The organism is Flexivirga meconopsidis (assembly GCF_026162425.1).
GTDB classification, from domain to species: Bacteria; Actinomycetota; Actinomycetes; order Actinomycetales; family Dermatophilaceae; genus Flexivirga; species Flexivirga meconopsidis.
Genome location: NZ_JAOBQJ010000003.1, coordinates 50,358 through 66,707 on the forward strand (window position 1 = coordinate 50,358; position 16,350 = coordinate 66,707).

The following is a 16,350-nucleotide window of genomic DNA, read 5'->3' on the forward strand; positions in this document are numbered from 1 at the left end:
CGTGGGGGCGGGCGTTTGGGACCGGGCGTTTCTCACCGAAAAGGTGGCTGACGCGCCGAGTATCCGGGCCCGCACGGCGCGTCGCCCACCTATTCGGTGACTTTTGCGCCGGTCGGACTTTGCGCCGGTCTTACTTTGCCCCGGTCGCTGGCGCCGACCTCAGCTGGATTCGACCGCCAGCGCGGTCGCGAAACCGAGCATCACCGCGCCGGTCGCGCCCTCGATGCTGCGCCGCACGGTCAGCCGTTGCAGCACCCGCGAGGCGACGCCGGCGATCGCGACGAGGGCGACCAGCACCACCGTGCCGACCGCAGCCAGCGTGAACGCATAGGTGAGCAGCGTTGCGGCAGAAGCGTTTTCGCCGACGAACTGTGGCAGCACCGCGATGTTGAAGGCCAGCACTTTCGGGTTGGTGATGTTGCACAGGAAGCCCTGCCGAGCCGCCGCCCACGGGCGACGCGGCCGGGCAGCCTGCGCCGCGTCCACCCCGTCGACCGACCGCATCCGCCACGCCGCACGGATCGCGAGGAAACCCAGATAGGCGAGGTATGCCGCGCCGGCCCATTTGATGACCCGGAAGAGCGTCTCGGCGTGCACGAGGATCGCGCCCAGCCCGGACGCGGCCAGCGTGCCCTGCACGATGTTGGCCACGGTGATCCCGGCGATCGTCCAGGCGCCGCGACGGCGGCCGCCGAGCAGCGTGCTGCGCAGGGTCAGCAGGGAGTCGGGGCCGGGGGCGAGCGCCAGCACCACGGCCAGCGCGACGAAGGACAGATACTGCGCCACCGGCAGATCGTATGGCGGCGCAGCCCGCAGCCGGCGGGGTTGTCCACAACCTGGCCGCGGACGCCCGCGCCGGGGAACACCTGCGCCATACAGTGCCGCAGCACGTGGACCGGAGGGGAGCAACGCGATGGAGAAGGCTGCGAGCCCGTGGGGCACGACCTACAAGGTCAAACGGCGCTGGCTGCCATGGCGGCGCAAGGAGGGCGGCCTCGAAGGCTTGGACTGGGTCCCGGACCTCGGTGACGACCCGATCTCGATGGTCATCGTCGCGGTGGTCGCCGTGCCGGTGATCCTCGTCCTGGTGGTGTTCTTCGGCGAGTTCCTGCTGCTGTTGGTGTTGCTGCCGGTGGTCCTGCTCGTCCGTGCGCTGCACGGTGAGCCGTGGACGATCGAAGTACACGATCAGGGCGAGGTGGTCTACACCGAGCGGGTCAAGGGCTGGAACGCCTCGGAGGAACGCATCGACCAGATCGCCAAGCTGATCCGCTCCGGGATCGCGCCTCCAGGCGTGGGTCCGCAGGCACCGCAGGGCTATTCCCCGCCGGCGGCCTGAGCGACGGCTCGGCCGGCCGACGCCAGGAGCGTCGGCCGGCCGATGGTCAGCACGCGGCGGGCGTCACTTCGCGGCGGCGGCCGAGATCTTCGCGCGCTGCTCGGGGGACATCTGCGCCACCTTCTGCAGGTTGCTCTGGTGCGCAGCCGCGACCGCGGCCTGGGTGCCGCAGTAGCCGACGATGAGACCGAGCACGCTGACCCCGGTGAGGTTCGCCGACGCGGTGTCGTTGCTCTTGACCGAGTTGGCGTTGCCGATGATGTTGGTGGCGCTCAGCGTGTAGGTCTTCAGCACCTGCTTGGAGATGATGCCGGTCACCCGCACGGTCTGGCTGCCGCCGGCCGGGATGGTCTGGTTGAGGGTGATCTGCATCGCGCCGCCGTTCAGCAGCTTGAAGTCGAAGAAGCCGGTCGGCCCGCCCAGGGTCAGGTTGGCCAGGCCGCTGCCGGTCAGGGTGAAGGTCGAGCCGGCCTCGATCGGCGCGCCGACCGCGGTGATCGTGAATTGCGGGAACGACGCGCCGACGCCCAGGATGGTCAGGCCGTAGCAGCTGGAGCTGACCACGACGTCCTGGCCGGCGGTCGAGGCGCTCGCGGCGGGTGCGGCAAGCGCGGTGGCGACGACCGGGACGGTCCAAGCGGCGCCCTTGGCGACGGTGCGACGGCTCGGATTGGTGGGTGTTGCGGACATGCAGAGTCCTCCTCATGACGTGTGTCGGTGCACGGCGGTGCCAGTCCGGTAAGGGGTTGGTCCCGCGGAGATCGGATGCCCCTGACATCCGACAAGGTCGACCCTGACAAATGTCCTGGACGATCGTCTGCGGCTACCTGAAAAGGCGTATGACGGGGGTCACGCCACGATTGCGCTGCCCGCCAATTGGCGCCGTTCAGCGCAGTAGCGCGTGGGGAAGGTCACATCGGTGGTTGCACTACCGACGTAGGCGCCTCGGCTGCGTCCGCGTTCGTCGGGGCGGTGAACCCGGTGACTTCGATCGGCAGTCCGAGGGGTGCGTAGTGCTGCTCGAAGAGTTCGCGGGTCAAGCGAACAGCCACCGGATGCGAGCTCGCCAGCTCCTCCCAGTCGGCGGACCGGTAGGCGGCGGCACCACGGCTGCTTGTCTCCTCCCACAGTCGATCCCTCGCCGCGGTGTCCCCGTGGATTGCGGCGTCGAATGTGCGGTAGAGCTCGACGAAGCGAGTGTCGTCGAGGGCATGCAGCTTCTGAGCCAGCCACGAGGACACGGCCTCGGGTGCGACAGTCGTCCATAACAACCAGCTGTCCCGCTCGAGGGTCACCGTCGCATCGCTGATGTCGTGCGCGCGGAGCGCCTCGAGGTAGTCGCTCAGCTGGTCGCTCAGGTAGGACCGGTCACCCGCTCGCAGGGCGCGCAGCCGCCTCCGGCGTTGCTCGAGCAGCCGAATCTGCTCGGTGAGCCGTCGATCGATCTCGTCGACCTGCTCGGCGAAATCGTGCGGAACCGCGCCGAGCACTTCGGGGATCCGCGACAGTGGCACCCCGGAGTCGGCGAGCGTCTTGATCCTGATCAGCTCGACGACCGCGCTTGCGTCATACCGCCGGTATCCGGAAGCGTCGCGTGCCGGCTCGGGGAGCAACCCGATTCGGTGGTAGTGGCGGATCGTTCGTGTCGTGATGGCGAGGTGCCGGGCGACCTGGCCAATGGTGAGCATGGCGCCTCCTTCCATCCCCACTATCGAACCTTGACGTTGGGGCAACGTCCAGCGGCGGCCGTTGGCCTTGACCTTGACGCTGCGGCAAGGATTCACAGTGCTCGGCATGACGACCTCGACGACTCAAGTGCCGACCGCTGCTCCGCCCACCCGCGCCCGATGGTGGGTGCTCATTGCGATGTGTCTGGCGATGCTGCTGCTGCAGATGGACAACATGGTCCTCAACGTTGCGCTGCCCACCCTGGCGGCCGACCTGGACGCGAGCAATCAGCAACTGCAGTTGATGCTGACTGCGTACATGGTGCCGTTCGCCGGGCTGCTGTTGCTGGCGGGCAGCTTGTCCGACCGGTTCGGCCGTAAACGGTTGCTGATCATCGGACTCTTGCTCTTCGCGGCTGCATCAGCGGCCGGTGCCTGGGTTGATTCGGCGGAATTGCTGATTGCGGCCCGGTTTGTGATGGGTCTCGGTGGTGCGTTGATGATGCCGAGCACCATGTCGATCCTCATTGTCTACTTCCCGGACGAGCAGGAGCGCCGGAAGGCGATGTCGAGCTTCGCGGTCATGTCGGTGCTCGGCCTGGTCGGTGGCCCGGTTGTCGGTGGCCTGCTCCTGGAGCATTTCTGGTGGGGGTCGATCTTCCTGCTGAATGTGCCGCTCGCTGCCCTGGCCCTGGCGGCCGCACTGTTCTTGTTGACCGAATCACGGGGACCGGTCGGCGAATTCGACCCCGTTGGCGCACTGTTATCGGTGATCTGGACCGGTTGTCTGGTGTGGGCGATCATCGAGCTCCCACGGGGTTTCACCACTCCGGTGCGGCTGGTGTTGCTCGCCGGGTTGGTCGCGCTCGTGCTCTTTCTCGTCTGGGAGTCCGTGATCAAGCACCCGATGGTCCCGCTGAGCTTGTTCCGAAACCGGGACTTCAGCGGCTCTTGCTTCGCAATCGTGCTGGTGATGTTTACCTTCGGTGGATTCCTTCTGGTGCTCACGCAGTATCTGCAGTCCGTCCTTGGCTACCGGCCCGCGCAGGCTGCGATCTCGCTGCTGCCCCTGGTGGTGGCGATGCTCCTCGTCCAACCGATCGCGACTTCGCTCGGTGCTCGCATCGGTCAACGCGGAGTCTTGTCGCTCGGGCTCGTGATCGTTGCGGCGGCATTCGCGCTGCTGCTGACGGTTGGCGTCGCCTCGTCCTACGTGGCGCTCGCGCCCGCTTTCGTCGGTTTCGGTGTCGGGGCCGGTATGGCGCAGCCCGCGGCAATGACTCTGCTGACCGGTGCGATCCCTGCGGACCAGGCAGGGGTCGGGTCGGCACTCAACGACACGATGCTGCAGACCGGCGCCGCACTCGGTGTGGCGTGCCTCGGCAGCCTGCTCGCCCGCGGCATGCGCGGGCACGATTCCGGCGCAGGTCTGGCCCGGCAGGCGTTTGTCGATGCGATGCATCAGACCTTCACGGTCAGCGTCGCCGTCGTGCTGCTGGGGGTGGTGATCGCGATGCTGGTGATCCGCCCCCGCCGCGCGACCGACGTCCCACGCAGCGAATAATCACCAGTTATGACTTTCCCCAAGGTGCGCGCACCCGAACTCGCCGGTCGGGGCTGGCTGAACACCGGCGACCGCACGGTCAGCCTTGCCGACCTGCGCGGCAAGGTGGTGGTGCTCGACTTCTGGACCTTCTGCTGCGTCAACTGTCTGCACGTGCTGGACGAACTTCGTTCGCTGGAAAGCGAATTCGCCGACCAGCTCGTGCTGATTGGGGTGCACTCGCCGAAGTTCGAGCACGAGGCCGATCCGGACGCGTTGGTGGCCGCGGTCGAGCGCTACGCCGTGCATCACCCGGTGCTCGACGACCCGGAGCTGAGGACCTGGCGGGCCTACACGGCCCGGGCCTGGCCGACGCTGGTGGTCATCGACCCCGAGGGGTATGTCGTGGCGCAACTGTCCGGTGAAGGGCATGCGCACGGGCTCACGGTGCTGATCCGCGAACTCCTGGAAGAACACCGCGCCAAGGGCACGCTCCGATCGGGTGACGGCCCTTACGTGCCGCCGGCCGCCGCGCAGACCGCGTTGCGCTTCCCCGGCAAGATCGCCGCCGTCGGCGACGGCAGCTACCTGGTGTCCGACACGGCTCATCATCAGGTGGTGCAGCTGGAGGCCGACCTGGAGACCGAGCGGGCTCGGTTCGGCGGACCGGAGGTCTTCAACGAACCACAAGGGCTGCTGGTGCTGCCCGACGAGGCTGCTGCTCGGGTTGGCTACGACGTGCTCGTCGCCGACAGTGTCAACCATCGGGTCGCCTCGATCCGGTTGTCAGACGGGGAGATTCGGGTGCAGGCCGGCACCGGCGAGCAGTTACGCGAGCGCTCCGGCAGTGGACCGGCCCTCAAGCAACCGCTCTCGACACCATGGGATCTGGCCTGGTGGATCGACCGGGTGGTGATCGCCATGGCGGGCACCCATCAGCTGTGGGCGTTGCACCTCGCGCAGGACACGGCCGACAACTCGGTCGCGGTGCTGGCCGGCACCAGCGGTGAGGGCCTGCTGGACGGGCCGGCGCAGGACGCGCTGCTCGCGCAACCGTCCGGACTGGCCACCGCAGCCGACGGCTCGCGGGTCTGGATCGCCGACTCCGAGACCTCCGCGCTGCGGTCGATCGCCTTGGACGACAGCGGTTTCCGGCTGCAGACGTATGTCGGCAAGGGCCTCTTCGACTTCGGCCATGTCGACGGTCCGGCCGCGGACGCCCTGATGCAACACCCTCTCGGCGTCACCGAGCTGCCGGACGGTTCGGTCGCGGTCGCCGACACCTACAACGGCGCGGTCCGCCGTTACGACCCGGCTACCGGCGAGATGAGCACTCTCGCAACGGGTCTCGCCGAGCCGAGCGACGTGCTGGTGGAGCAGGACGGCGACGCCGCGCGACTGCTCGTCGTGGAGTCGGCCGCGCATCGAGTGACCCGGGTCGCCATACCCGCGGATGCGCAGGTGGTCGCCGGCGATGCTCGCCAGACTCGGCGGCCCGAGACTGAGCTGGCACCCGGAAGGCTTGATTTGACAGTCAATTTCGCTCCGCCGACCGGGCAGAAGCTCGATTACCGATATGGCGACCCGACGCAGTTGATGATCTCGGCCAGCCCGCCGGACCTGCTCGCCGCGGGCGAGGGCACCGCGCCGGGTCTGACCCGGACGCTCGCACTCGCCCCGGAAGCCGCTGGCGGCGTGCTGCACATCTCGGTGCGCGCCGCGGCCTGCGACGGTGACCCGGTCACCGGCGAGCTGCCCGAGCATGCCGCGTGCCACCTCTACCAGCAGGACTGGGGCATCCCGGTGCGGTTGGCCGCAGGTGCGCCCGCCGAGCTGGCCCTCGACCTGCGCGGCGTCTGACCCTTGACGACGTAATCATGTAAGCGTGTAATCAATTCATGAGCGAAATCGAGGGTTGGTTCGCCGGGCGACTGCCCGACGAGTGGTTCGAAGGTGCGCCGGAGGTGACCGTCGACCGCGAGGAGATCATCGTCGTCGGCACCCTGGCCGCGCCGAAGGTCGACGGCGACGAGGCTGCCGCCCGGGCAGCCGAGGCGGGCCGCATCAAGCGCTGGCGCGAGGACACCCGTGGCGAGCGGATGCGCATCGCCGACGAGGCGCAGCACAAGTTCGGCGGCAAGGTGGCCTGGGGTGCGCAGTGCGGTGACACCCGCGAGGTGTTCACCAACCTCGCGGTGCCGGTGATGACCCGGCTGCGGCAGCCCGAGCGACGGGTGCTCGACACCTTGGTCGACGCGGGCGTCGCTCGGTCGCGCTCGGAGGCGCTGGCCTGGTGCGTGCGCCTGGTCGGACAGCACGAGGACGACTGGATCGGTCGGCTGCGGGACGCGGTCGCGGCGGTGCACGACGTGCGCGACGAGGGCCCGGCCGCATAATTGCCGGTATGACGCGCCCGGTCTTCACCGTCCTCAACGGCCCCAACCTCAACCTGCTCGGCACCCGCGAGCCGCAGTTGTATGGCGCAGCCGGTCTCACCGAGGCGCAGGACCGGTGCGAGCAGGTCGCGGGCGAGCTCGGCGTCGGCATCGAGTTCTTCCAGAGCAACCACGAGGGCTCGCTGATCGACGAGATCCAGCAGCGCCCCAAGAGCCCGGGCCTGATCGTCAACGCCGGCGCCCTCACCCATACCTCGGTCGGCATCCGTGACGCGCTCGCCGCCACCGGCGTGCCGTTCGTCGAGGTGCACGTCTCAAACGTGTTCGCCCGCGAGGAGTTTCGGCATCATTCCTACCTGTCCGACCTCGCGTCCGGGGTGATCGTGGGCTGCGGCATACAGGGGTATGAGCTGGCGCTGCGCCGGCTCGTCGCACTGGCCGCCGACTGACCGATGAGTTTCCGGCGGCCGGCCGGTCTGCATGGTGACCGACCCCGCGAAGGAGACTCCCCGTGTTCGACCTCGGACCTGCCGCAACCACCATGAGCGCCCTGGTCGCCGGCACCGCCGACGACCAGCTTGACCGGCCGACGCCGTGCAGCGATTGGACCGTCGGCGACCTGCTCGCGCACATCCACCAGTTCTCGTCGGTGTTCACGACCAACGCCCGCAAGGCGCCGGTGCACCCACCGACCTCGCTTGTCGACGACTGGCGCACCGCCATACCCGCTCAGCTCGACGAGCTCGCCGCGGTATGGCGGGAGCCCTCCGCCTGGGAGGGCCGCGCATCGGCCGGCGGGGTCGACATGTCGGCCGAGGACAACGCGGTCGTCGCGATCGAGGAACTCACCGTCCACGGGTGGGACCTCGCGCGCTCGACCGGGCAGGGCTTCCATGCCGACGGCGACCAACTCGACCAGATCGACCGGTTCGTCGCGATGTTCGGCCAGGAGGGTGACGGGCCGTTCGGGCCGCGCGCAGCGGTGCCCGCGGACGCAGACCGGGTGCAGCGACTGATCGCGGCAACCGGCCGCGACCCACTCTGGCAGCCGAGCGCTCAGTAACCGCCGCCCTGGTCACTGCTCGGGGCGGCCGTCTCGGTCACCTTGTCGCCGGTCGGCGACACCACCCACCAGACCTTCTGAACCCCTTGCCCCGCAACCGAACCCGCGTCTTTGTCGCTGGCGAAGTAGTAGAGCGGCCAGCCGTTGAGAGTGAGTTGCTTCGTGCCGTCGTTGCCGGTGATGCTGCCGAGGGTGCCGCTCACCCCGTCGGCCTTCGGCGCTGCGCCGGCCGGCACTGGCGGCCACTTGGCCATGCACGGCCCGGTGCATGCGCTCTTGGCCGTGCCCTTGGTGTCCTTGTCGAAGACGTAGACGGTGCGGCCGGCGTTGTCGACCACGACGGTGCCGAGGCTGGTGGACGCAGTCTTCAAGGTAGAGGCCGCCGACGAAGCGGTCGCTGACGCCGATGGCGAGCCGGTTTGCTGGCCCCCGCTCGATCCGCACGCCGTCAATGCCATCGCGGTGGCGGTGGCGGCTACGGCTCCCAGCAGCTTTCGGGTCGACATCGCAGGTCTCCTCTCATCGGGTGAAGGGCGAACCGCCCCTGATGAGAAAGACACGCCTGGCACGCCGAAAAGGTTCAACGACAGCGAGATTCGCTCAGGAAGCCGCACCGTTCCTCGTCAGCAGCAGCGTGCCGGTGGCGACGTCCCGCACCTGCAGGGACTTGATCTGGCCGGGCTGCAGGGCAGTGGCGGCGGTCAGCTTCGACGTGTCGCCCGGTGCCGCTCGCCAGGTCGACACCTGCGACCGATTGCCTTGCGCGTCAACCACATCCAGGGCGTAGGTGCGCACTCCACCGGCATACGCCGAGTCGCGGTAGCGGCAGGACATGCTCACGCTCGTGCCCCACTTCTTCTGGGTGAGTTGCAACTGCGCGGTCAGCGCCGAGGGCCGCATCTGCTGCATCGCAACCGTCGGCGGCGCGGCAGGAGTGCCGTCAGTCACGACCCGAGGTATGACGGCAGCCCCGATCACGGCGGCCGCAGCGACGCCGGCACCGGCCAGCACCGCCCGACGACGGATGCGCGATCGGCGACGCTCCGCGAGCTCGTCGCCCGCGGTGTCGAAGAGCCGCTGGGTCAGCTCCGCCGGTGGCGGCTCGACGACCTCCGGCGCAAGCGTCGCCATCGCCTGAGTGTCAGGTACGCGTCCCAAAAGTCCTGGCATTGCAGCAATTTCAGCCACCGATGCACGGCAGGCCGGGCAGGTCTCCAGGTGTCGCTCGAAGTCCTGACGCTCGGCGGGCGACAGTGCACCCACGACGTAGGCCGCATCCCAGTCGGCGTAGCGGTCCTCGCTCATCGGGTGACTCCTCTCTCCTGCAGTGCGAGGCGAAGGGCTCGCAACCCGTAATGCATGCGCGACTTGACCGTGCCGGGCGGCAGGTCGAGTTCGGCCGCGATCTCGGCAACCGTCTGCCGTCCGTAGTAGGCGCGCACCACCACCTCGCGGTGGTGGATGCTCAACGTTCGCAACGCATCCAGCACGATCATCTGCTCGAAGACCGCGTCAACCCGATCGCCAACGGGGTCATCAGGCAGCTCGTCCTCGACGATTTCGTGACGGCGTCGCGCACTGCGGGCATCGTCGACGACCAGGTTGCGCGCCACGGTGAAGAGCCAGGCGCGCGCCGAGGTGGCCCGGGTTGAGCTGTCGTCAGTGATCCCGCCCCGCCAGGCGCGCAGCATCGTCTCCTGGACGACGTCCTGGGCCGTCGCGCGATCGCCGGTCAGCCGCACGACGTAGTTCCACAGCGCCGTGGCGTGGTCGTCGTGCAGTTGCCGAAGCACCGCCTGATCGGTGGGCGACATGTCTCACCTCCGCCCATGACACGACAACCACGGGCAGAAGGTTCATCCGCGGTGATTCGAACCAATCGGCTCCACGTTACGTGTCTCGTCCATGGCACCCGACACGATCAACGGCCTCCCCGCGCACCCGCTCATCGTGCACGCCACGGTCGTGCTGGTGCCGCTCGCTGCGCTGGCGGTGATCCTGCACGCGCTCTGGCCGGCCGCGCGTCGGCGGCTCGGCGCCGCCACGCCCGTGCTGGCGGTTGTCGGTCTGGTACTGACCTGGCTGACCATCGGCGCCGGCGAAGCCCTCGCGCACGACCTCGGCCCGGCGGGTAAGTCCCCTGCGGTCGAACGACACGAGCACCTCGCCGAGCAGCTACCGCCGTGGGCGATCGCGCTGGTGGTGGTGGCAGTCGGTGAGTGGCTGTGGTTCAGGTATGACGTGCCGTCGCGCATCTCCCGTCATACGACGCGGAGGGGGGTGGACGTCGCGGTGCGGGTCGTCTCGTGTGTGGTCGCGGTCGGGTTGACGGTCATGCTCGTGCGGGTCGGCGACGCGGGCGCCCGGGCGACGTCGGGCGGCCTCCTCGGCTGACACATATGCATCGAGCGGCCCACGAGATCGGCAAGATCTCGTGGGCCGCTCGACGGGCGTTTGTGCAGCTCGCGACAGATCAGAAGGCGGCTTCCGGCAGCTCCATCAGCGACAGGTCCGTGCGCTCGGCCATCGCGCGCTCGGCGGCGATGCGAGGCAGCACGTTGGCGGTGAAGAACTTCGCCGCCGCGACCTTGCCCTGGTAGAACGCCTCGTCGGCGCCCGCGTCACCGGCGTCGAGCCGGGCCTGCGCGACCTCCGCGCCGCGCACCAGCAACCAGCCGATCACCAGGTCGCCCGCGGCGAGCAGGAAGCGGGTGGTGTTGAGCCCGACCCGGTAGGCGTGGTCGTGCTTGCCGTCCTCCAGCGCGCCCATCGCGGTCGTGGCCAGCCACTCGGCGATGCCCTGCACGTCGGCGAGTGCGGTGCCGAGCAGCTCGCGCTCGGTCTGCAGCTTGTCGTCACCGGCGCCGCCCTTGACGGTCTCGGTGATCTGGCCGGCCAGGTGCATCAGCGAGGCGAACTGGTCCTTGACGATCTTGCGGAAGAAGAAGTCCAGACCCTGGATCGCGGTCGTGCCCTCGTAGAGCGTGTCGATCTTGGCGTCGCGAACGTACTGCTCGACCGGGTAGTCCTGCAGGAAGCCCGACCCACCGAAGGTCTGCAGCGACTCGGTGCCGAGCAGCACCCAGGCACGCTCGGAGCCGACGCCCTTGACGATCGGCAGCAGCAGGTCGTTGAGCTTGTTCGCCATCTCGGCCGGCGTGCCGGGCTCGGGCTGCTCGTTGCCGGTGCGCACGAACTCCGCGTCGACGATGTCCTGCTGCGAGGCGGTGAAGAGCACCAGCGAGCGCAGCCCCTCGGCATACGCCTTCTGCAGCATCAGGCTGCGGCGCACGTCGGGGTGGTGGGTGATCGTGACGCGCGGCGCGTCCTTGGCCGGTGTGGTCATGTCGGCGCCCTGCACCCGCTGCTTGGCATAGTCGAGCGCGTTGAGGTAACCGGTCGACAAGGTGGCAATCGCCTTGGTGCCCACCAGCATTCGCGCGTGCTCGATCACGCGGAACATCTGCGCGATGCCGTCGTGCACGTCGCCGAGCAGGGTCCCGACGGCCGGTTCGCCGTCGCCGAAGGTGAGCTCGCAGGTGGTGGAGACCTTCAGGCCCATCTTGTGCTCGACGTTGGTCACGTAGACGCCGTTGCGGTCGCCGAGCTCACCGGTCTCGAGGTCGACGTGGTACTTCGGCACGATGAAGAGCGACAGGCCCTTGGTGCCCGGGCCGGCGCCCTCGGGGCGAGCCAGCACAAAGTGCACGATGTTGTCGGTCATGTCCTGCTCGGCGGAGGTGATGAAGCGCTTCACGCCGGTGATGTGCCAGGTGCCGTCGGGCTGCTGCACGGCCTTGGTGCGGCCGGCGCCGACGTCCGATCCTGCGTCGGGCTCGGTCAGCACCATCGTGCCGCCCCAGGCGCCCTCCGCCATCCACTTGGCGAGCTTCTTCTGGTCCTCGGTGCCGAGGATGTGCAGCAGCTTGCTGAAGGCGAAGGTCGCGGCATACATGCCGATCGCCGGGTTGGAGCCGAGCACCAGCTCGTTCATCGCCCACTTCAGCGACGGCGGCGCGACGGTGCCGCCGAACTCGGCCGGCAGGTCGACGTTGTAGAACCCCGAGTCGAGGTAGGCCTGGTAGGACTTCTTGAAGCTCTCCGGCAGGGTCGCGGTCTTGGTCTTGGGGTCGTAGACAGGCGGGTTGCGGTCGGAGTCGAGCAGGCTCGCGCCCAGCTCGTTCTCGGCCAGCCGCGCCAGCTCCTTGATCATCTCGCGCGCCGTGTCGGCGTCGACCTCGTCGTATGGCGCAGCGCCCAGCACCTCGTCGCGCCCCAGCAACTCGAAGAGGTTGAACTCCAGGTCGCGGACATTGCTCTTGTAGTGGCTCAAGGTTCCTCCAGCCTCAGCGGGACGGGCGCCGGATCGACTCGAAACCGGTCGCGCAATCCGTTGTCCTACTCATCAGTAACATTATTGTGCTACTCGTCAGTAGAATCTGCAAATATCCAGCCGTGAACCGGGTCACTCGTTGTGGCCACGTGACGGCCGGGCGTGCGTGACAATGGCGACGTGATCCAGGAGATGCTCGAGGTCCGCATTGCGGCCGGCTCGGCCGACGAGGCGGCGGTGATCGCGGACGCGCTTGTCGCCGAGCGGCTCGCGGCCTGTGTGCAGGTAATTCCCGCCATACGGTCGAGTTATCTGTGGCAGGGCGCGGTCGAGTCCGCCGACGAAGTGCTGCTGACGGCCAAGACGACGGCCGGCCGGTTCGACCAGCTCGCGGCGCGGGTGCGGGAGCTGCACTCCTATGACGTGCCCGAGATCGTCGGCACGCCGATCACCCACGCGGACGAGTCGTATGCCGAGTGGTTGCGCGCGGCCGTGCACCCGGCGCAAGGACCGCCGCAGGCGCACATCGAGACCGAGCGCAAGTTCGAGCTGCCCGAGGGGCGGCCCGCGCCGGACCCGTTGGAGTGGCCCGACGTCGACCAGCTGGGTGAGCCGGTCGGTCATCACCTGCGCGCCCTCTATTACGACACTCCCGACGTACGTCTCGCGCAGCGCGGCATCAGCCTGCGCCGGCGCACCGGCGGCGCAGACGACGGTTGGCACCTCAAGCTCCCGCGCGGCGGCGACTCCCGGCTGGAGCACTGGCTGCCGCTCGACGCGGGGGAGCAGCCACCGGCAACCTTCGTCGGACAACTGCGGGACGTGCTCGACGGCGCCGAGTTGCAACCGATTTGCGAGGTGGAGACGCGACGATCCGAGCGCGAGGTCTCCGGACGCGGGGTGGTGCTCGCCGACGTGTGCGAGGACTACGTCTGGACCCGCAATCTGCTCGATCCGTCGCTCGACCGGGCCTGGCGCGAGCTCGAGGTCGAGCTGCGGCACGGCGGCTCGGAGTTTCTGGAGCGGGTCAGCGCTCACCTGCAGGCCGGCGGCGTCCGGCAGGCGGCGATCGCCTCCAAGGTCCGCACCGCCCTCGGGCACCTGCTGCCGCAGGTGGCGTCGTGATCCGGGGTCGGGGCGAGTCGCCCGCGGTGGCCGAGGCCATCGGGGCGCTGCGAGAGCATCGCGAGCGGGTCACCCCAGCGCGCCGGGCGGTGCTGGAAGTGCTCGACGCGGCACGCGATCATCTGACCGCCGAGGACGTCGCCGAGCGGGTCGACGCCAGCGAACCGGGGGTGCACCGCGCCACCGTGTACCGCTCGCTGCAGTCGTTGGCCGAGTTGGGCATCGTCGCGCACACCCACGTGCCCGGTGGCGCGACGATCTATCACCTGCGGCATTCGCCGGCCGCCGTGACCAGCCACGCCCATTTGCAGTGCACCACCTGCATGCGGTTCTTCGACGCGCCGGTCGAGTGGCTGGCGCCGTTACGTGATCGGTTGGGCGAGGAGCTGGAGTTCCGCCTCGACGTGCAGCACGCCGCGTTGCTCGGCACCTGCGCGCAGTGCCGGGAGATCGAGTCGCAGGGCTGACTGCGCACCGCGTTTGCGGCCCGGCGTGGTCCGTGTCACACTATTAACTGACCAATCGGTCTGTAATTAGTAGGCGGGCACGCCAGGAGGATCCCGTGTCAGTTGTGGATCAGCCGCCTCTGCAAGAGGCGTTCGAGGAAACCATCGCGCGCAATGACCGCATCGAGCCGCGCGACTGGATGCCGGACGACTACCGCAAGACACTCATCCGGCAGATCGCGCAGCACGCGCACTCGGAGATCATCGGCATGCAGCCGGAGGGCAACTGGATCACCCGGGCGCCCTCCCTGCGGCGAAAAGCCGTGCTGCTGGCCAAGGTGCAGGACGAGGCGGGTCACGGCCTCTACCTCTACTCGGCGACCGAGACCCTCGGCGTCTCCCGGGACGACCTCACCCGGCGGCTGCTCAACGGCAAGCAGAAATACTCCTCGATCTTCAACTACCCGACGCTGTCGTATGCCGACGTCGGCACGATCGGCTGGCTGGTCGACGGCGCGGCCATCTGCAACCAGGTGCCGCTCTGCCGCACCTCCTTCGGGCCTTACGGCCGGGCGATGATCCGGGTCTGCAAGGAGGAGTCGTTCCATCAGCGGCAGGGTTACGAGCTGCTGATGACGATGATGCGCGGCACCGACGAGCAACGAGCCATGGTGCAGGAATCCGTCGACCGCTTCTGGTGGCCGGCGCTGATGATGTTTGGCCCGCCGGACGGGGACTCGCCCAACACCGAGCGCTCGATGACGTGGGGCATCAAGCGTCATACCAACGACGAGTTGCGGCAGAAATTCGTCGACATGACGGTGCCGCAGGCCAAGGCACTCGGCGTGACGCTGCCGGACCCCGAGCTGCGCTGGAACGACGAACGCCAGGCGCACGACTTCGGCTCGCCCGACTGGGAGGAGTTCTGGCAGGTCGTCAAGGGCAACGGTCCGTGCAACGCGCAGCGGCTCGCGCATCGGCAGCAGGCGTATGACGACGGTGCGTGGGTGCGCGAGGCAGCCATGGCATACGCCGACCGACAGGAGATCCAAAATGCCTGACAACACATCAGATTCGCGCGAGTGGCCGCTCTACGAGGTCTTCATCCGCAGCAAACGCGGGCTCAATCACGTGCACGTCGGGTCCCTGCACGCCCCCGACGACGGTATGGCGCTGCGGCACGCCCGCGACGTCTACACCCGGCGCAACGAGGGCGTATCGATCTGGGTGGTCCGTTCGGACGCGATCACCGCATCCAGCCCGGACGAGAAGGATCCGCTCTTCGCGCCCAGCGGGGACAAGGTCTACCGGCACCCGACGTTCTACGACATCCCGGACAACGTGCCCCACATGTGAGGTCACCCCGCGAAGTTCCTCCCCCGCTTCGCTCCTTCCGGATACTTCGCGGGGACCCCGACACTCACCCCACGAAGTTCCTCCCCCGCTTCGCTCCGCCGGATACTTCGCGGGGACCCCGACACTCACCCCACGAAGTTCCTCTGGAGAAGCAAATGACCTCCTCTCACGTGCAGCAACCCGCCGCCGACGAGCACGACAGCGCCTACGACGGCCTGCTCGGCAACGACGCACACTGGGCCTTCGGCACCGGCTTCGAGGACCCGTTGGCCGGTGTCGACACCACCATCCCGGACGGCATCGACGCAGCCGAACTCGCCTCGTATTGCGTGATGCTCGGCGATGACGCGCTCGTCTACGCGCAGCGGTTGTCCGAGTGGACCAGCCGTGCCCCCGACTTGGAAGAGGACATCGCGATCGCCAACATCGCGCTCGACCTGGTCGGTCAGGCGCGGCTCTTGCTGACCCGCGCCGCGGCTGCCGACCCGAGCATCGTGCCGGCGCTTCCGGACGGATCGCCGGTGCCGGCCGAGGACGCATTGGCCTACTTCCGGGAGGCAGGCCAGTTCCGTAACGTCCGGCTCGCCGAGCTGCCGAACGGTGACTTCGCCGAGCTGGTGGTGCGGATGCTCGTGCTGTCCACCTGGCGCCTCGCGATCTTCCAGCGACTGGTCGGCCACTCCGACCCGGTGGTCGCCGCGATCGCCGCGAAGGGCGTCAAGGAGCTCACCTACCACCGCGACTTCGCCGGCCGGTGGTTCGTCACGCTTGCGCAGGGCACTTCGGAGTCGCGGCGGCGGCTCGAGGCCGCGATGGCCGGCGTCTGGCCGCTCATCGGTGAGCTGAAGTCACCCACCGCGGTCGAGTCGTCGGTCGGTGCCGATCCGGGTGAGGTGGCGCAAGAGCTGGATGCCGTTGTCGCGCAAGTGCTTTCGGTCGCCGGTGTGACCCCTCCCGACGTCCACCCGATCGCGGTGACTCGCGGCGGCACCGGCCGGGACGGCATGCACACCGAGGCGCTGGGCCGGATGCTCGCCGAGATGCAGGTGGTCGCCCGTGCGCACCCGATGGGGCAGTGGTGA

Annotated in this window: 19 protein-coding genes; 12 read left to right on the forward strand and 7 right to left on the reverse strand. The window is 68.6% G+C overall.

Annotated features, from left to right (window positions below; all coding sequences use genetic code 11):
• Positions 1-159 precede the first annotated feature (159 nt).
• Positions 160-786: a LysE family translocator gene (locus N2M23_RS09965; protein ID WP_265445214.1), complete on the reverse strand. Its 627-nt coding sequence runs from the start codon at positions 784-786 to the stop codon at positions 160-162.
• A 127-nt stretch (positions 787-913) separates the two neighbouring features.
• Between N2M23_RS09965 and N2M23_RS09970 the strand changes: the two genes are divergently transcribed.
• Entirely contained in the window at positions 914-1,339 is a 426-nt protein-coding gene (locus N2M23_RS09970; RefSeq protein ID WP_265445215.1) for a hypothetical protein, read from the forward strand.
• Between the two features lie 63 nt (positions 1,340-1,402).
• Here N2M23_RS09970 and N2M23_RS09975 read toward each other — a convergent pair whose 3' ends face one another.
• Positions 1,403-2,029 (reverse strand): hypothetical protein, encoded by a 627-nt coding sequence (locus N2M23_RS09975; protein WP_265445216.1) that lies wholly within the window; start codon positions 2,027-2,029, stop codon positions 1,403-1,405.
• 221 nt (positions 2,030-2,250) lie between these two features.
• On the reverse strand, positions 2,251-3,027 hold the full coding sequence (locus N2M23_RS09980) for a MerR family transcriptional regulator (RefSeq protein ID WP_265445217.1): 777 nt from the start codon (positions 3,025-3,027) through the stop codon (positions 2,251-2,253).
• 106 nt (positions 3,028-3,133) lie between these two features.
• Between N2M23_RS09980 and N2M23_RS09985 the strand changes: the two genes are divergently transcribed.
• The 5 genes from N2M23_RS09985 to N2M23_RS10005 all read left to right on the forward strand — a co-directional run bounded on the left by N2M23_RS09985 (position 3,134) and on the right by N2M23_RS10005 (position 8,008).
• Positions 3,134-4,570: an MFS transporter gene (locus N2M23_RS09985; protein ID WP_265445219.1), complete on the forward strand. Its 1,437-nt coding sequence runs from the start codon at positions 3,134-3,136 to the stop codon at positions 4,568-4,570.
• 9 nt (positions 4,571-4,579) lie between these two features.
• On the forward strand, positions 4,580-6,409 hold the full coding sequence (locus N2M23_RS09990) for an NHL domain-containing thioredoxin family protein (RefSeq protein ID WP_265445221.1): 1,830 nt from the start codon (positions 4,580-4,582) through the stop codon (positions 6,407-6,409).
• A gap of 38 nt (positions 6,410-6,447) precedes the next feature.
• Positions 6,448-6,945, forward strand: a complete 498-nt coding sequence (locus N2M23_RS09995; RefSeq protein ID WP_265445223.1) for a hypothetical protein — start codon at positions 6,448-6,450, stop codon at positions 6,943-6,945.
• An 8-nt stretch (positions 6,946-6,953) separates the two neighbouring features.
• Positions 6,954-7,394: a type II 3-dehydroquinate dehydratase gene (aroQ, locus tag N2M23_RS10000; protein ID WP_265445225.1), complete on the forward strand. Its 441-nt coding sequence runs from the start codon at positions 6,954-6,956 to the stop codon at positions 7,392-7,394.
• Between the two features lie 62 nt (positions 7,395-7,456).
• A complete protein-coding gene (locus N2M23_RS10005) occupies positions 7,457-8,008 on the forward strand; it encodes a TIGR03086 family metal-binding protein (RefSeq protein ID WP_265445226.1) in 552 nt (183 codons plus the stop codon).
• Here N2M23_RS10005 and N2M23_RS10010 read toward each other — a convergent pair.
• From N2M23_RS10010 to N2M23_RS10020, 3 genes are all read right to left on the reverse strand, one after another.
• Positions 8,002-8,514, reverse strand: a complete 513-nt coding sequence (locus tag N2M23_RS10010; protein ID WP_265445228.1) for a COG4315 family predicted lipoprotein — start codon at positions 8,512-8,514, stop codon at positions 8,002-8,004. The two genes, N2M23_RS10005 and N2M23_RS10010, sit on opposite strands and share 7 nt — an antisense overlap.
• A gap of 94 nt (positions 8,515-8,608) precedes the next feature.
• Positions 8,609-9,313 carry an anti-sigma factor family protein gene (locus N2M23_RS10015; protein ID WP_265445230.1) on the reverse strand — a complete coding sequence of 235 codons (705 nt, stop codon included), beginning with the start codon at positions 9,311-9,313 and terminating at the stop codon, positions 8,609-8,611.
• Positions 9,310-9,822 carry a sigma-70 family RNA polymerase sigma factor gene (locus tag N2M23_RS10020; RefSeq protein WP_265445231.1) on the reverse strand — a complete coding sequence of 171 codons (513 nt, stop codon included), beginning with the start codon at positions 9,820-9,822 and terminating at the stop codon, positions 9,310-9,312. Before N2M23_RS10020 ends, N2M23_RS10015 begins: the two co-directional genes overlap by 4 nt.
• A 91-nt stretch (positions 9,823-9,913) precedes the next feature.
• Between N2M23_RS10020 and N2M23_RS10025 the strand changes: the two genes are divergently transcribed.
• Entirely contained in the window at positions 9,914-10,402 is a 489-nt protein-coding gene (locus N2M23_RS10025; protein WP_265445232.1) for a DUF2231 domain-containing protein, read from the forward strand.
• Between the two features lie 79 nt (positions 10,403-10,481).
• On the opposite strand, the gene N2M23_RS10030 is transcribed toward N2M23_RS10025, so the two are convergent.
• Positions 10,482-12,341, reverse strand: coding sequence for an acyl-CoA dehydrogenase (locus N2M23_RS10030; protein WP_265445233.1), 1,860 nt, complete (start codon positions 12,339-12,341; stop codon positions 10,482-10,484).
• A 180-nt stretch (positions 12,342-12,521) separates the two neighbouring features.
• Between N2M23_RS10030 and cutA the strand changes: the two genes are divergently transcribed.
• The 5 genes from cutA to paaC all read left to right on the forward strand — a co-directional run bounded on the left by cutA (position 12,522) and on the right by paaC (position 16,350).
• Positions 12,522-13,466, forward strand: a complete 945-nt coding sequence (gene cutA, locus N2M23_RS10035; protein ID WP_265445234.1) for a divalent cation tolerance protein CutA — start codon at positions 12,522-12,524, stop codon at positions 13,464-13,466.
• The gene (locus N2M23_RS10040; RefSeq protein WP_265445235.1) at positions 13,463-13,933 is read left to right on the forward strand and encodes a Fur family transcriptional regulator; all 471 of its coding nucleotides are present in this window, start codon (positions 13,463-13,465) and stop codon (positions 13,931-13,933) included. Before cutA ends, N2M23_RS10040 begins: the two co-directional genes overlap by 4 nt.
• Positions 13,934-14,028: 95 nt before the next feature.
• Positions 14,029-14,973 (forward strand): 1,2-phenylacetyl-CoA epoxidase subunit PaaA, encoded by a 945-nt coding sequence (paaA, locus tag N2M23_RS10045; protein WP_341870593.1) that lies wholly within the window; start codon positions 14,029-14,031, stop codon positions 14,971-14,973.
• Positions 14,966-15,268 carry a 1,2-phenylacetyl-CoA epoxidase subunit PaaB gene (gene paaB, locus N2M23_RS10050; RefSeq protein WP_265445236.1) on the forward strand — a complete coding sequence of 101 codons (303 nt, stop codon included), beginning with the start codon at positions 14,966-14,968 and terminating at the stop codon, positions 15,266-15,268. Before paaA ends, paaB begins: the two co-directional genes overlap by 8 nt.
• 155 nt (positions 15,269-15,423) lie before the next feature.
• On the forward strand, positions 15,424-16,350 hold the full coding sequence (paaC, locus tag N2M23_RS10055) for a 1,2-phenylacetyl-CoA epoxidase subunit PaaC (protein WP_265445237.1): 927 nt from the start codon (positions 15,424-15,426) through the stop codon (positions 16,348-16,350).

What these genes read in the sequence shown, in the direction of transcription:
- N2M23_RS10020 (WP_265445231.1), bottom strand. Translation starts at nt 9,822, where the DNA reads ATGTCGCCCACCGATCAGGCGGTGCTTCGGCAACTGCACGACGACCAC.
- N2M23_RS09980 (WP_265445217.1), bottom strand. Translation starts at nt 3,027, where the DNA reads ATGCTCACCATTGGCCAGGTCGCCCGGCACCTCGCCATCACGACACGA.
- N2M23_RS10015 (WP_265445230.1), bottom strand. Translation starts at nt 9,313, where the DNA reads ATGAGCGAGGACCGCTACGCCGACTGGGATGCGGCCTACGTCGTGGGT.
- N2M23_RS09975 (WP_265445216.1), bottom strand. Translation starts at nt 2,029, where the DNA reads ATGTCCGCAACACCCACCAATCCGAGCCGTCGCACCGTCGCCAAGGGC.
- N2M23_RS09990 (WP_265445221.1), top strand. Translation starts at nt 4,580, where the DNA reads ATGACTTTCCCCAAGGTGCGCGCACCCGAACTCGCCGGTCGGGGCTGG.
- N2M23_RS10010 (WP_265445228.1), bottom strand. Translation starts at nt 8,514, where the DNA reads ATGTCGACCCGAAAGCTGCTGGGAGCCGTAGCCGCCACCGCCACCGCG.
- N2M23_RS09995 (WP_265445223.1), top strand. Translation starts at nt 6,448, where the DNA reads ATGAGCGAAATCGAGGGTTGGTTCGCCGGGCGACTGCCCGACGAGTGG.
- aroQ (WP_265445225.1), top strand. Translation starts at nt 6,954, where the DNA reads ATGACGCGCCCGGTCTTCACCGTCCTCAACGGCCCCAACCTCAACCTG.
- N2M23_RS09970 (WP_265445215.1), top strand. Translation starts at nt 914, where the DNA reads ATGGAGAAGGCTGCGAGCCCGTGGGGCACGACCTACAAGGTCAAACGG.
- N2M23_RS10025 (WP_265445232.1), top strand. Translation starts at nt 9,914, where the DNA reads ATGGCACCCGACACGATCAACGGCCTCCCCGCGCACCCGCTCATCGTG.
- N2M23_RS09985 (WP_265445219.1), top strand. Translation starts at nt 3,134, where the DNA reads ATGACGACCTCGACGACTCAAGTGCCGACCGCTGCTCCGCCCACCCGC.
- paaB (WP_265445236.1), top strand. Translation starts at nt 14,966, where the DNA reads ATGCCTGACAACACATCAGATTCGCGCGAGTGGCCGCTCTACGAGGTC.
- paaC (WP_265445237.1), top strand. Translation starts at nt 15,424, where the DNA reads ATGACCTCCTCTCACGTGCAGCAACCCGCCGCCGACGAGCACGACAGC.